Origin of the sequence: Ralstonia sp. GX3-BWBA (genome assembly GCF_003290055.1) — a bacterium.
GTDB classification, from domain to species: Bacteria; Pseudomonadota; Gammaproteobacteria; order Burkholderiales; family Burkholderiaceae; genus Ralstonia; species Ralstonia holmesii.
In genome coordinates, this window is record NZ_QMKS01000010.1 from 41,638 (window position 1) to 54,306 (window position 12,669).

A 12,669-nucleotide genomic window follows, 5' to 3' on the forward strand; every position below is an offset into this window, starting at 1 on the left:
TTCCTCCTCGGTCGGCGGCACCGGAGCGCCGCCGCGCATCGTTATTGGAAAGTCTTGGTGATCGACAGCAGGGCCGTGGCCTTGCCCATGTAGTTGCCGCGCGTGTTCGTATAGAACGCGCGCGAAGCGTTCGTATCGATGTAGGCCAGCGACGCCGCCCAGCCGTTGCCGAAGTCTTTCGTCACACCGACCTTCCAGTCGGCATACGAGGCGCGCACGGTCTGATGCGGCACTTGCTGGTAGCCGGCGTGCAGGTTCAGCGTCAGGCCCCAGAAGCCGGTGTCGAAGTTGCCCGACAGATCGAAGTATTGGCTGTGATGCGAATCAGGCGTGCCGAACAGGTTCGAGAACGCGTGCGAATACTTAAAGGCGACCGGGCCGTAGCCGATCTGCGCATAGCCTTCGGTCGTGTGCGGACGCGTGAAACCGTCAGGATAGCTGCCCGGGTAGTAGTACTGGAGCACGCCCACGTCGATCGGCACGTCCTTGACGATCTCGGTCTTGTAGCCGCCGTAGAAATCCATCTCGATCGGCGCGGAGACGTTCGAGTTCGAATCGCTCAACCAGCTGATCGACGAGTTCCAGTTACCGATGTAGAAGCCTTCGGGCAACACACCGCCCGGAATGGCATAGTCAAAGCCGCCCTGGATGGCGGGCTTGTTGTTGGTCTGCATGATGCCGCGATAGCGGTATTGGCTGGCCAGCGTGACGTTGGCCGTGAGCGCGGCAGGCGCCGGCGCGGGCGCGGCGGCCGGTGCATCCGCCGCAGGTGCGGACTGCGCGATGGCAGATTGGCTCACACCGGCAACGGCACCGGTCAGGAGTACAAGGCTGGCTGCGTACGCAAACTTCTTCATAACGGCTCTCCCCCTTTAGAAAGTCGCAACGGCAATGGAAAAAATTCGCACCAGTTCTGCAACTGTCATGCCATGTTGATGTCGTCGGATTGGAGGGTGTCTTCGGTCACAGCGTCGCGCTGCGCCAGGGCGCAAAACCGCAGGAAATTGGGGACGGGTCTCTCCTGGCACCGCCTGCTGGCCGCCAACGCTTGCCGCAGGCGGATTCACGCACGGGGGCCTACACCGTCATGGCGCGATAAAAACCATGTGATAGAGTGATTTCAGCCCCATGCAATGGCTCGCACGGCCGGGTGCGGAAACTGTGAAGACCGATTCTGTCCCCGTTTGTATGGCGCCGCCAATGCCGCATCGCAGCGAGATTTGACGCAAGGTGTGCCGTTCAGAGCGCCCAGCCGGTACCATCGCGACCGGCAGCACCGAAACCACGCGCCAAGCACAGGCCTTCGCACCACGGCACAGCAATTTTCACGCACAGTTGCGGTGCATGCACCGGCTTGGCGCAGACAGCACGACCCACGGAGCAAACACATGAAACCGACCGATCTCTTTTCCGACTTTCAAAACCGCGTAAGCGAAGCCCTGCGTAACTCGCCGGCGGCTGATATCGAGAAGAACGTCCGCGCGATGATGACCCAGGGCTTCTCCAAGCTCGATCTGGTCACGCGTGAGGAATTCGACGTGCAATCGCAAGTGCTGGCGCGTACGCGTGCGCGTCTGGAAGAACTGGAAACGCGCGTGGCCGCGCTGGAAGCGCAACTCAAGTCAGCTACCCCGGCTGATCAGTAATCCGCCGCCGGGTGTTGCGCCTGGCGCGCATCTGCAAGGCTGCGGTGCCGGCCGCCGCACCCTTGCTGCGGCGCACAGCGAAAAGATCGATGCGCCGCCTTGTTGCGGCTGACGAACTGATCTAGAACGTCCTTAAGACGCGCGCGCACCGCGCTTGAGGAGAAGATCATGCAACATCGTCTCTACTTCCTGATGCCGGACGTCGTCAGCGCCCGGCGCGTGATGAACGACCTCCTGCTGGCGCGCATCACCGAGCGCCACATCCACTTCGTCTCCAAGCCCGGCATCGATCTCACCGGCCTGCACGAAGCCAACATCCTCCAGACTTCGGACATCGTCCACGCCACTCAGAATGGGCTGGTGATCGGCGGGGGTGCGGGCGTGCTGGCGGGCATCGTGGCGGCCATCTTCCCGATCATCGGCGAAGGGCCGCAGTGGGGCATGGTCGGCATTACCACCGTCGTTGGCGCGCTGTTTGGCGCCTGGGCCTCGAGCATGATCGGCAGCTCGGTGCCAAACAGCCGCCTGAAACCGTTCAAGCAGGCAGTGGAGGATGGGCAGATCCTGCTGATGGTCGATGTGCCGCGCTCGCGCGTGAAAGAGGTACGCGCGCTGCTGCAGAAGACGCATCCCGAAGGCCACTTCAGCGGCGAAGACACGGCCATGCCGGCCTTCCCCTGAGTTGATCTGCCGACAACGAAGCCGGAGCCCCGTGCTCCGGTTTTTTTTGCCCATTTCTCATGCCGACGGCGATCGTCAAATTTGGATGCCGGTGAACATGGCGGCGCAACGCGGCTGGCACAGTGGAGGGTTCCGCAACCGCCACGCTCCGTCACGCCATGCACCGATGCCACGCCCACCGCCTTGCTCGTGAGTTCTCTCGGAGGGCCGCGCGATGAGCCTTGCTGTACTGCGTTCGCGCGCGCTCTCGGGGATCGATGCACCGGCCGTCTCGGTGGAGGTCCATCTGGCGAATGGCCTGCCTTCGTTCACCATCGTCGGTCTGCCCGACACCGAGGTGAAGGAGAGCAAGGATCGCGTAAGGGCGGCCATCCAAAACAGCCGCTTTGAATTTCCGGCACGGCGTATCACCGTTAACCTGGCGCCCGCGGATCTCCCGAAAGAATCGGGCCGGTTCGACTTGGCGATCGCGCTGGGAATCCTCGCCGCCAGTCGCCAGATTCCGCACACGCATCTGGACGCGCACGAGTTTGCGGGTGAGCTGTCGCTGTCCGGCGATCTGCGGCCGATTCGCGGTGCATTGGCGATGGCGTATGCGCTATCGCGCAACCCCGTACTGGCCGATGGCGACACACCGCTTGCCCGCGCCTTCGTGCTGCCCGCCGAGAACGCCGCCGAAGCCGCGCTCGTGAGCGGCACAAAAGTCCTCCCGGCACGCACGCTCATCGAGGTATGCGACCACTTGAGCGCGCCGGACCGCAAGCTCGCCGCCGCGCTGCCCGCGCCGGTCGACATGGACATCCGCTATCCCGACCTGGCGGACGTGCGCGGGCAGCCGCAAGCGCGGCGCGCGCTGGAAGTCGCCGCCGCCGGCGGTCATTCCATGCTGATGATCGGGCCGCCTGGCACCGGCAAGTCGATGCTCGCACAACGGTTTCCCGGCTTGCTGCCGGACATGAGCGATGACGAAGCGCTTTCTGCCGCCGCCGTGATGAGCCTGACCACGCGCGGCTTCGACGCGCGGCGCTGGAAGGTGCGGCCGTTCCGTTCGCCACACCACACGGCGTCTGCGGTGGCGATGGTGGGCGGGGGCAACACGCCAAGACCAGGCGAAATCTCGCTGGCGCATCAGGGGGTGCTCTTCCTTGACGAACTTCCAGAGTTCGAGCGCCGCGTGCTCGAAGTCCTGCGTGAGCCATTGGAGACGGGCCACATCACCATCTCACGCGCCGCGCATCAGACAGACTTCCCTGCCAGCTTCCAACTGATTGCCGCAATGAACCCGTGTCCGTGCGGCTATCGCGGGCATCCGTTGCGGGCGTGCCGCTGCACGCCGGATCAAGTGGAGCGATACCAGGCGCGCATTTCGGGGCCGCTGCTGGATCGCATCGACGTGCAGATCGAAGTGCCGACGCCATCGCAGGAAGAGTTGCTCGACGGGCCGCCTGGTGAACCGACGCTCAACGTAGCCGAGCGGGTTTCTGCTGCACACGCGCGACAACTTGCACGGCAAGGCAAACGCAACGCCTTGCTGGGTGGTCATGAAATCGATCTGCATTGCAGCCGCACCGATGCAGCCGATGGCTTGCTGCGCCACGCGATGACGCGCTTCTCGTGGTCCGCCCGCGCCTATGCGCGCGTGCTCAAGCTCGCCCGCACGATTGCTGACCTGGCAGGCGACGAGCAGATCGATGCAGCACATGTGGGCGAGGCAATTCAGTATCGACGCGGGGTGAAGGCTGATTAGCTTCCATCCACGCGCTACGCCTTCAACCCACTTGGCGAGTCGCCCTGGGGGCGGCGTGTGAAACTCAGGCAGTCTGCCGCTTCACGAAAAACAGCGCTGCGCCGATGCTCATCAGCATGCCGCCGAAGAAGCGGCTCTGCCAACGCAGCGCACGCGGATTGCGGAACAGCCGCTGCGCCCGCGAGGCCAGCAGCGCATAACCGTGCATGACGATCAAGTCGACGAACACCATCGTCGCCGCCAGGATGCCGAGCTGCGAGAGCAGCGGCTTGGCCGGATCGATGAACTGCGGCAGCACGGCCACCATGAACAGAATGCCCTTTGGGTTCGTCAGATTGGTCAGCAACCCCACCAGGAAGCGGCGGCGCGCGCCACTGCCCGAGACCTTCACGGGCTCGCTCTCAGCCGGCTTGGCGATCTGAATGGGTGTGCGCCATTGCACGATGCCGAGGTAGATCAGGTACATCGCACCGACGATCTTGATGGCCGTAAAGGCGTGCTCCGACGCGATCAGCAACGCGCCCAGGCCGGCACCCGCAATGAACAGGATCACGACAATGCCCAGTTCCAGCCCCGCAATCGTGACCGACGTGCGGCGCACGCCATGCGTCAGGCCGTGGCTCATGCAAAGGATGGCGCCCGACCCCGGCGAGATGGCGATCACCCAGGCAGCCAAAAAGAAGGCCAGCCAGACTTGCAACGTCATGATGGTTCCCCGTGATGTGGTGAGTTGTGTTGCGGTAAAGCGGAAGACGGCGATTGTGCACCGGCTGCGGCCAGTGCGCACGGACCTGATTAGGGCCTAGTACGGATGGAAGCTGGAGAGAAACTGGTCGACCTGCTCCTGCTGGCGGGCATCGCGTGCGGCATCACCCGATTCCAGCACGACGGCTTGATATGCGCGCTTGCCCGTCGCGACCACGCGCGCGGTCAGCCGGCGCGGCGCGGGATCGTCCCCGCCCGCCCCCTGGGCGATCAATTCCACCGCCGGCAATGACAAAGGCGGCTGTGCGGCGGTCTGCACGGCGATGTCTCGTTCGGTCACACGGCCCTTCAGATTGGCGGACAAGCCATTGCGCAGCGCCTCCACCGCGCGCTGGCGCCAGACCGGATCATCCTCGGGCAGTTCCACCACACCGATGGCGAACAGCGTGCCGTCAACGCTGGCGGCCTGCATCGTCATCGGCATGCGTTGGCCGTTGATGGCGATGGGCCTGGCTTCTGCGGTGGGCTTGGCGGGGTAATCCACGGCGTAGGCGCCCTCGTTGGAATGGACCGTGCGCCAGTCGTATTTGGGGGAGCAGGCCATCAGCAGCGCGCACGCCACCGCACCCAACCCGATCCGCCGGCCTGCCGTTGCTGTGACTGCCACATCGCCTCCTGTAGGTTTTCTGTCCGTTTTCGAGCCGCCTATTATCGGACAGAGATGCCCGCCCTTCGCTCGCCAAGGACCGCGCCATGCCAATCCCCTCCGTCACCCTGCGTGCCTTGCGCGCCGACATCACCACGCTGGACTGCGACGCCATCGTCAATGCGGCGAACAGCTCGCTGCTCGGCGGAGGCGGCGTGGACGGCGCTATCCATCGCGCGGCGGGGCCGGAACTGCTGGAGGCATGCCGCGCGCTCCACGGCTGCCGCACCGGTGAGGCCAAGCTCACGCCCGGTTTTCGACTACCCGCCCGCTACGTCATCCACACCGTCGGGCCGATCTGGCGCGGCGGCCGGCAAGACGAGGCTGGGTTGCTGGCCGCGTGTTACCGAAACAGTCTGGAACTGGCGCGCAAGCACGACGTTCGCAGCATCGCATTCCCATGCATCAGCACCGGCGTGTACGGCTTCCCGCCCCAATTGGCTGCGCCGATTGCCGTACGTGCCGCGCGAGAACACGGCGCCGGCCTGGACACGATCAGCTTTTGCTGCTTTTCCCCCACAGACCTGGCCTTGTATGAAGCCGCCCTCGCCAATGAAAAGTGATGCGAAAATCTCATCGCGGACGGATTGTCGCGGCCGACATGCGGCGCTGGCACGGCGGGCCTACAATAGATGCTTGATTTTCCTTCCGGACCCGTTGCCGCCATGGCCTCGACCCTGACTTCCTCCGCAACCTCACCGCTAGCTACCGCCACGTCCGGCGGCCGCCGTTGGTTGCTCCCCTTGATCGTGCTGGTGCTGGCAGTGGCCGGCTGGTTCGGCTGGCGTGCGTTCTCGCCGTCGCAGCAGGTGCCCGCCGCCACCTTCACGTTGCTGGATGGGAAAAAGCTCTCGACGCAAGACCTGAAGGGCAAGGTCTATCTCGTCAACTTCTGGGCCACGAGCTGCGCCACGTGCATCAAGGAAATGCCCAACATGATCCAGACGTACAACAAGTACAAGGGCGAAGGGCTGGAATACGTGGCCGTGGCGATGAACTACGACGCGCCAATGTACGTGATGAACTTCAGCCAGACGCGTCAGTTGCCCTTCAAGGTTGCAATGGACGCCGACGGCTCGGCCGCCAAGGCCTTCGGCGACGTGCAGCTCACGCCGACCACGTTCCTGGTCGACCGCGACGGCCGCATCCTCAAGCGCTACGTGGGCGAACCGGAATGGTCGTCGTTCGACGCGCTGCTCAAGCAGACGCTGGGCAAGCAGGCCTGAGCGGTCCGCGCCTCCCCGCAGTTCAAACGAAACGCCCGGTCAACGCCGGGCGTTTTTGTTTCTGGGCGACGCACGTTCCACACTAGGTTCACGCGGGCCTGTTGCAATGGCGGTCCGTCAATCCTAGGTTCGATGGAGTTTGCATGGCCAATCACTACTGCATGTTCAAGGGCAAGCTGAAATTCGGCGTGCCCTATCTGGAGGGCTACAACGGCAATCCGCATTACGCGATCGTGGTGGAAGCGCCGGATGGTTCGGAGTTCGTGGTGCTCGCCAACGTGAAATCCGACTCCAGCATGCCGGGCGCGGGTGCCGCCGGTTATCACGTGCTGTATCAGTGGACGGCCGATCTGCAGTTGCCGATCACCGCCGACCTGACTGCGCTGGCCCCCGGGCTGCACGAGAGCGGTTTCCCGCGTCTGGACTACGTGCGCGACGCCGGGCTGGTCGACTTTCCGAGCATGCGGCCGATCGCGCTGGATACCGAGACCGAGCACAACGACATCAACGCGCTCGTTGACGACATGCTCAACCTCGACCGCACCGCCACGCCGATCGACTACGTCTACCACGGCAGCTCCGGCGACGACGACCGCAAAGGCTGGCCGCCGCGCACCGACGTGATGGTTTACGGCTTCGGCTTCCTGTTCGAGCCGCAGCACAACGGCCTGCACGAAACCCACATGAACCAGGGCAACCCGGTCGTGCATACACCGGGGGGGAAGGATCATTCGCGCGAGAACGGCACACAGCAGGACGGTGCTGTCATTGTGGAAATCGACGGCAAGTTTCAGGCATTGCTGATCGCATTCCAAACCCAGCGGATTCCGACGGACGACCGTGGATACCCGGTGGCGGATGCCCATCCGATTCTGGGTTGAGCACGAAAAGAAAACGCCCGGTCGATGCCGGGCGTTGTTGCGTGCGGGCATGCCAAGTCAAAGGCCGTATCGCTTGATCTTGTCATACAGCGTCGCACGGCCAACCTGCAGAATATCCGCCGCCTGGTGCACCGAGCCGCCCGTGCGCGCCAAGGTTTCCGCAATAACCGTGCGCTCGTAGCGTTCGACGCGCTCCTTGAGCGGCATGCCGTCTTCCGATGCATCCGGCACGACCGGCGTGCGGCCGACGCCAAGCACAAGACGATCGGCCGCGTTGCGCAGTTCGCGCACGTTGCCGGGCCAGTTCGATTGCATCAGCTCGTGGCGCTGGCGCTCAGCCAGCATCGGCAGCGGGCGTTGATAGCGCACGGCGGCCTCAAGCAGGAAATGTTCGAACAGCGGGATGATGTCTTCGCGGCGTTCACGCAGCGGGGGCAAATCGATGACGACCACGTTCAGGCGATAGTACAGATCGCGCCGGAAACCACCCGCCTCAATCAGCGCTTCCATATCGCCCTTGGCGGCCGCAACGATGCGCACGTCGATGCGCACCGAAACATTCGAGCCAAGCCGCTCCAGCGCGCCCTCCTGGAGCACGCGCAACAGCTTGACCTGCAACGCGATCGGCATGCTCTCGATCTCGTCGAGGAACAGCGTACCGCCCGAGGCATGTTCGAGCTTGCCGATGCGCCGCTTGCCCGCGCCGGTGAAGGCACCGGCTTCGTGGCCGAACATCTCGCTCTCGAAAATCTGTTCAGGCACGGCGCCGCAGTTCAGCGCGATGAACGGCTTGTCGTGACGCGGCGAGAGCATGTGCAGACTGCGCGCGACCAGCTCCTTGCCCGTGCCGGTCTCGCCGTTGATGAGCACCGGCGCATCGGTGGTCGCAACGTTCTCGATCAGCGCGCGCACTGCGCCCATCGCAGGCGAGCGCCCGATGATGCGCGTGCCTGCCGCCGGGCCAGCCAGTTCACGGCGCAGCGCGCGGTTTTCCAGCTCAAGCGCGCGACGCTCGACGGCACGGCGCACGGTTTCGGTCAGGCGCTCGGCGGGAAATGGCTTCTCGATGAAATCGAATGCGCCTTCGCGCATCGCCTGCACGGCCATCGTGATGTCGCCGTGGCCCGTGACGAGCACCACGGGAATCCCCGTGCCAAACGACTGGCAGTGCGCGAGCACGTCCAGGCCGCTTGCGCCCGGCAAGCGCAGGTCGCTCACGACCACGCCGGGGAAGTTCGCGTCGATCTTGCCGACGGCTTCTTCGGCGCTGCCGAACGCCTGCACGTTGAAGCCGGCAAGTTCCAGGCTCTGCGCGGTGGCCTGGCGCACAGGCGGGTCGTCTTCGATGAAGAGAACGTTCAAGCCTTCGGACATGGTTCGTATCTGTGTAGAAATCGGATCAGGTGGACGCCACGGAGGTGACGTCGGCGCGTACCAGTGTCAGCGTAAATTGCGCGCCGCCACCTGGCATGTTCGCAGCCGACAGCGAGCCGCCAAAGTCGCGCGCGATGCTGGTGGAGATCGCCAGCCCAAGGCCGAGCCCCTGGCCGATCTCCTTGGTGGTGAAGAACGGCTCGAACAGGTGCGGCATGGCGTCTGGCGGAATGCCAGGGCCGTTGTCGCGCACGGCAATGGTCAGTTGATTCGATTGCGCCGGCGCCCCCTCGGGGGGCCCGATGCTGATGTCGATGCGTCCGGCGCGGGCGGGTTCATTGGCGTTGATCGCATCGAGCGCGTTGCCAATCAGATTGATCAGCACTTGCTCCAGCTTCAGTTCATCCGCACGAACGACGGCATCTGCTTCGGGGATATGCCAGTGCAGTTCGAGTGCCACGTCGCCCAGGCGCGGACGCAGCAGCGCGAGCGTGTGATCGAGCGCCACGCGCACCTGCACATCCACCACCTTGCGCCGGGAGCGGCCCGCGAACAGCTTGAGCTGCGCGGTGATCTTGCCCATGCGCTCGGTCAGGTCGGCAATCGCCTGCAGGTTGTCCGTGGCGGCGCCGTGCTGGCCGCGTTCAAGCAGGATGCGCGTGTTGTCTGAGAACGTGCGCAGCGCGGCCAGCGGCTGGTTGAGTTCGTGCGTGATGCCGGCGGCCATCTGGCCCAAGGCCGCGAGCTTGCTGGCCTGCACGAGTTCGTCCTGCGTGGCGCGCAACTCGGCCTCGGCGCGCGTGCGGTCGACGATCTCGTGTTGCAGTTGTTCGTTGGTGGCCATCAGGTCGGCCGTGCGGTCTTCGACGCGGCGTTCGAGCTGGTCATACGCGGCTTCGAGCAGGCGGCGGCTGCGCAGCATCTCCATCATGCGCAGGCGGCGCTGGCGCCAGTAGAACAGCAGCAGGCAGGCAAACGCAAAGGCAAACGCCGCCGCCACGGTGGCGCTGCGGGCGGCGCTCATCACAGGGTCCACCGGTGTGAGGTACATCAGCGTCCAGTCAGGCTCGACGAGGTCACGCGAAACCTGCAGATAGCGCGTGGCGTTCGTGCGCTCGCCAACGCGAATCAGTTCTGCGCCTTCCGGCAGCCGTCCGGTCAATCGCAGGAAGGCCGGCGCCTCAGGCTGCAGCGGCAGTGGCGTGATCTGCTTGCGGTAATACTGGCGCGTCGCCTCCAACTGCGCCTGCAGCTTGGAGGTGAGCGGCTCCACTGTGCGGTACTGCCACGCGGGCACGGACGACAGGAAAATCACACCGTTCTCGTCCGCCACCATCACGGGTTCCGACGCGTCGTGGCTGGCACGGCCGAACCATTCGAGGTTCAGCTTGACGACCGTCACGCCGATCACGCGACCGTCCTGCATGACAGGCTGCGAGATGTAATAGCCGGGCTCTTCGCGCGTGATGCCAATGCCGTAAAAGCGCCCGACGTGGCCTTCCGCCGCCTGCTGGAAATACGGCCGGAACAGATATTCAGCACCAACGAAGCTGTCGGGCTGGTTGTAGTTGGATGCGGCCAGTGCCTTGCCGTTGGGGGCGATCACATACGTAGCAGTGGCGTGAGCGCGATCGTTGACTTCGCGCAGATAGCGGTTCGCGCGGTCAACGTTGGCAGGCGTCGGATTGGAGAGCAGATCGTGGATGAACGGATGCAACGCCACCAGCGCCGGCAGGTATTCGTAGCGGTCGAGCGTGCTCTTGAGGTTGGCGGCATAGCGGTCGACCCGCCCCCCGGCTGCCTGCTGGGCCTGCGTGAGCCCCCGGTTCCACGCCACCACAAACGTGGTCGCGCACACCACGGCCATCACCACCACGAGCCCGAGCGCTACCAGCCACCAGAAGCCGCGTCGCGAGCCGGAAGTGCTGCTCAAAGAGAAATCGGGATCGGACATCGGCTGGAGGTCGGCGGCAGAGAGTGTTGCCGTGCCTTCCAACGCCGTGCCCGCAGTCGGCATGCCGCCGAGGTGCTTCACGAGGTGCATCCCAAAAAAGAAGCGGGGCCGTCTGGAAGGACAGGCCCCGCAATCATACGCTTTGCGCTTTCAAGCGCCGGCGCCCGCAGGCGCCAGCCAGATTGGATCGATCAAACTGCCGGGGTGGCCGGCACGCGCTCATCGCTACGGTCGCCCGACAGCACGCGAGCCAGCTTGGCGCGATCCAGTTCACGTTCCCAGGCCGAGATCACCACGCAGGCCACGCCGTTGCCGGTGATGTTGGTCAGGGCACGGCATTCGCTCATGAAGCGGTCGATACCGAGAATCAGCACCATGCCCGCCACCGGAATATCCGGCACCACGGCCAGCGTTGCGGCCAGCGTGATGAAGCCCGCACCGGTGATGCCCGATGCGCCCTTCGACGTCAGCATGGCAACGGCCAGGATGGTCAGCTGCTGCGTCCAGGTCAGCTCGATGTTCAGCGCCTGCGAGATGAAGATCACCGCCATCGTCATGTAGATGTTGGTGCCGTCCAGGTTAAACGAATAACCGGTCGGAACCACCAGGCCCACCACCGACTTCGAGCAGCCCAGCTTCTCCATCTTTTCCATCAGGTGCGGCAGCGCCGATTCCGACGAGCTCGTGCCCAGCACGATCAGCAGTTCTTCCTTGATGTACGACACAAAGCGGAAGATGTTGAAGCCGACCAGCCGCGCGATGATGCCCAGCACCACCACCACGAAGATGATGGCCGTCAGGTAGAACGTACCGACCAGCTTGAGCAGCGGCACCAGCGAGATCACACCGTACTTGCCGATGGTGAATGCCATGGCGCCAAAGGCACCGATCGGGGCCACGCGCGTGATGATGTGCACGATGCGGAAGAACACGTGCGCGACCTGGTCGATGAAGTCCGTGACGATCTGTGCACGGTCACCGATCGCCGAAAGCGCACCGCCAAACAGCAACGCGATCAGCAGAATCTGCAGGATGTCGCCCTTGGCAAAGGCGTCGACAACCGTGCTCGGGATGATGTTGAGCAAGAAGTCGACCGTGCTGGCCGAATGCGCCTTGGCGGCGTACTGGGCAACGGCCTTGGCGTCGATGGTGTTCACATCAACGTTGAAGCCCGAGCCCGGGTTGAAGATGTGGCCCGCGGCCAAGCCAATCACCAGCGCGAAAGTCGAGACGACCTCGAAGTAGAGCAGCGCCTTGCCGCCCACGCGGCCCACCTTCTTCATGTCGCGCATGCCGGCAACGCCGGAGACGACGGTACAGAAGATGATCGGCCCAATCACCATCTTGATCAGTTGGATGAAGCCATCGCCCAGCGGCTTCATCTTGACGGCAAGTGCGGGCGAAAAATGGCCCAGCAGAACGCCGATGACGATGGCCGCCAGCACCTGTACGTACAGGATTTTATAGAACGGTTTTTTCATGTCTTCCTCGAGTGTCACAGACCGGCCGTGCGCTCAACTGCTCGCCCGGTCCGACCCGCCCTGGTGTGGTCTCTCTCCTGCCTCGATACGCCGATGTGTCCGGCGCCTCCCGCAGCAGGTTGCTCTTTATTGCAAGGGCTATGCCAACGTCAAACTCAAGCACTGGCGGCCCGCCAACCCTTGCCCCACCTTGGTGTGACTACGATGGCACCCGCCTCAGCCGTCGTCAATCCCGGAATCCGCGCACAGAAGGCGTCCAGACATCCGG

Annotated in this window: 12 protein-coding genes; 6 read left to right on the forward strand and 6 right to left on the reverse strand. The window is 64.2% G+C overall.

All coding sequences use genetic code 11. The features are described 5' to 3' along the window. Positions 1–41: 41 nt before the first annotated feature. Positions 42–857: a TorF family putative porin gene (locus tag DOD19_RS13650; RefSeq protein WP_112186089.1), complete on the reverse strand. Its 816-nt coding sequence runs from the start codon at positions 855–857 to the stop codon at positions 42–44. Between the two features lie 531 nt (positions 858–1,388). Between DOD19_RS13650 and DOD19_RS13655 the strand changes: the two genes are divergently transcribed. The 3 genes from DOD19_RS13655 (at position 1,389) to DOD19_RS13665 (ending at position 4,074) form a co-directional block, all read left to right on the forward strand. After that, positions 1,389–1,646: an accessory factor UbiK family protein gene (locus DOD19_RS13655; protein WP_024976770.1), complete on the forward strand. Its 258-nt coding sequence runs from the start codon at positions 1,389–1,391 to the stop codon at positions 1,644–1,646. 168 nt (positions 1,647–1,814) lie between these two features. Continuing rightward, positions 1,815–2,327: a hypothetical protein gene (locus DOD19_RS13660; protein ID WP_024976771.1), complete on the forward strand. Its 513-nt coding sequence runs from the start codon at positions 1,815–1,817 to the stop codon at positions 2,325–2,327. A 214-nt stretch (positions 2,328–2,541) separates the two neighbouring features. Further along, the gene (locus DOD19_RS13665; RefSeq protein WP_112186091.1) at positions 2,542–4,074 is read left to right on the forward strand and encodes a YifB family Mg chelatase-like AAA ATPase; all 1,533 of its coding nucleotides are present in this window, start codon (positions 2,542–2,544) and stop codon (positions 4,072–4,074) included. 64 nt (positions 4,075–4,138) lie between these two features. Here DOD19_RS13665 and DOD19_RS13670 read toward each other — a convergent pair whose 3' ends face one another. Beyond that, positions 4,139–4,780: a LysE family transporter gene (locus tag DOD19_RS13670; RefSeq protein WP_024976773.1), complete on the reverse strand. Its 642-nt coding sequence runs from the start codon at positions 4,778–4,780 to the stop codon at positions 4,139–4,141. A gap of 96 nt (positions 4,781–4,876) precedes the next feature. Next, positions 4,877–5,446 carry a hypothetical protein gene (locus tag DOD19_RS13675; RefSeq protein ID WP_024976774.1) on the reverse strand — a complete coding sequence of 190 codons (570 nt, stop codon included), beginning with the start codon at positions 5,444–5,446 and terminating at the stop codon, positions 4,877–4,879. Positions 5,447–5,532: 86 nt separating this feature from the next. On the opposite strand from DOD19_RS13675, the gene DOD19_RS13680 reads away from it, so the two are divergent. The 3 genes from DOD19_RS13680 to DOD19_RS13690 all read left to right on the forward strand — a co-directional run bounded on the left by DOD19_RS13680 (position 5,533) and on the right by DOD19_RS13690 (position 7,592). Beyond that, on the forward strand, positions 5,533–6,048 hold the full coding sequence (locus DOD19_RS13680) for an O-acetyl-ADP-ribose deacetylase (protein ID WP_024976775.1): 516 nt from the start codon (positions 5,533–5,535) through the stop codon (positions 6,046–6,048). 102 nt (positions 6,049–6,150) lie between these two features. Continuing rightward, the gene (locus DOD19_RS13685; protein ID WP_112186093.1) at positions 6,151–6,711 is read left to right on the forward strand and encodes a TlpA disulfide reductase family protein; all 561 of its coding nucleotides are present in this window, start codon (positions 6,151–6,153) and stop codon (positions 6,709–6,711) included. A 143-nt stretch (positions 6,712–6,854) separates the two neighbouring features. Continuing rightward, positions 6,855–7,592, forward strand: coding sequence for a DUF2278 family protein (locus DOD19_RS13690; protein ID WP_112186095.1), 738 nt, complete (start codon positions 6,855–6,857; stop codon positions 7,590–7,592). A gap of 57 nt (positions 7,593–7,649) precedes the next feature. Here the strand turns inward: DOD19_RS13690 and DOD19_RS13695 are convergent, their stop codons facing one another. The 3 genes from DOD19_RS13695 to DOD19_RS13705 all read right to left on the reverse strand — a co-directional run bounded on the left by DOD19_RS13695 (position 7,650) and on the right by DOD19_RS13705 (position 12,401). After that, complete coding sequence (locus tag DOD19_RS13695; protein WP_024976778.1) at positions 7,650–8,966, reverse strand: sigma-54 dependent transcriptional regulator; 1,317 nt, start codon at positions 8,964–8,966, stop codon at positions 7,650–7,652. A 25-nt stretch (positions 8,967–8,991) separates the two neighbouring features. Continuing rightward, positions 8,992–11,010, reverse strand: coding sequence for a sensor histidine kinase (locus DOD19_RS13700; protein WP_112186097.1), 2,019 nt, complete (start codon positions 11,008–11,010; stop codon positions 8,992–8,994). Between the two features lie 101 nt (positions 11,011–11,111). Further along, complete coding sequence (locus tag DOD19_RS13705; RefSeq protein ID WP_024976780.1) at positions 11,112–12,401, reverse strand: dicarboxylate/amino acid:cation symporter; 1,290 nt, start codon at positions 12,399–12,401, stop codon at positions 11,112–11,114. Between the last annotated feature and the right edge of the window lie 268 nt (positions 12,402–12,669).

What these genes read in the sequence shown, in the direction of transcription:
- DOD19_RS13650 (WP_112186089.1), bottom strand. Translation starts at nt 857, where the DNA reads ATGAAGAAGTTTGCGTACGCAGCCAGCCTTGTACTCCTGACCGGTGCC.
- DOD19_RS13655 (WP_024976770.1), top strand. Translation starts at nt 1,389, where the DNA reads ATGAAACCGACCGATCTCTTTTCCGACTTTCAAAACCGCGTAAGCGAA.
- DOD19_RS13660 (WP_024976771.1), top strand. Translation starts at nt 1,815, where the DNA reads ATGCAACATCGTCTCTACTTCCTGATGCCGGACGTCGTCAGCGCCCGG.
- DOD19_RS13665 (WP_112186091.1), top strand. Translation starts at nt 2,542, where the DNA reads ATGAGCCTTGCTGTACTGCGTTCGCGCGCGCTCTCGGGGATCGATGCA.
- DOD19_RS13670 (WP_024976773.1), bottom strand. Translation starts at nt 4,780, where the DNA reads ATGACGTTGCAAGTCTGGCTGGCCTTCTTTTTGGCTGCCTGGGTGATC.
- DOD19_RS13680 (WP_024976775.1), top strand. Translation starts at nt 5,533, where the DNA reads ATGCCAATCCCCTCCGTCACCCTGCGTGCCTTGCGCGCCGACATCACC.
- DOD19_RS13685 (WP_112186093.1), top strand. Translation starts at nt 6,151, where the DNA reads ATGGCCTCGACCCTGACTTCCTCCGCAACCTCACCGCTAGCTACCGCC.
- DOD19_RS13690 (WP_112186095.1), top strand. Translation starts at nt 6,855, where the DNA reads ATGGCCAATCACTACTGCATGTTCAAGGGCAAGCTGAAATTCGGCGTG.
- DOD19_RS13695 (WP_024976778.1), bottom strand. Translation starts at nt 8,966, where the DNA reads ATGTCCGAAGGCTTGAACGTTCTCTTCATCGAAGACGACCCGCCTGTG.
- DOD19_RS13700 (WP_112186097.1), bottom strand. Translation starts at nt 11,010, where the DNA reads ATGCACCTCGTGAAGCACCTCGGCGGCATGCCGACTGCGGGCACGGCG.
- DOD19_RS13705 (WP_024976780.1), bottom strand. Translation starts at nt 12,401, where the DNA reads ATGAAAAAACCGTTCTATAAAATCCTGTACGTACAGGTGCTGGCGGCC.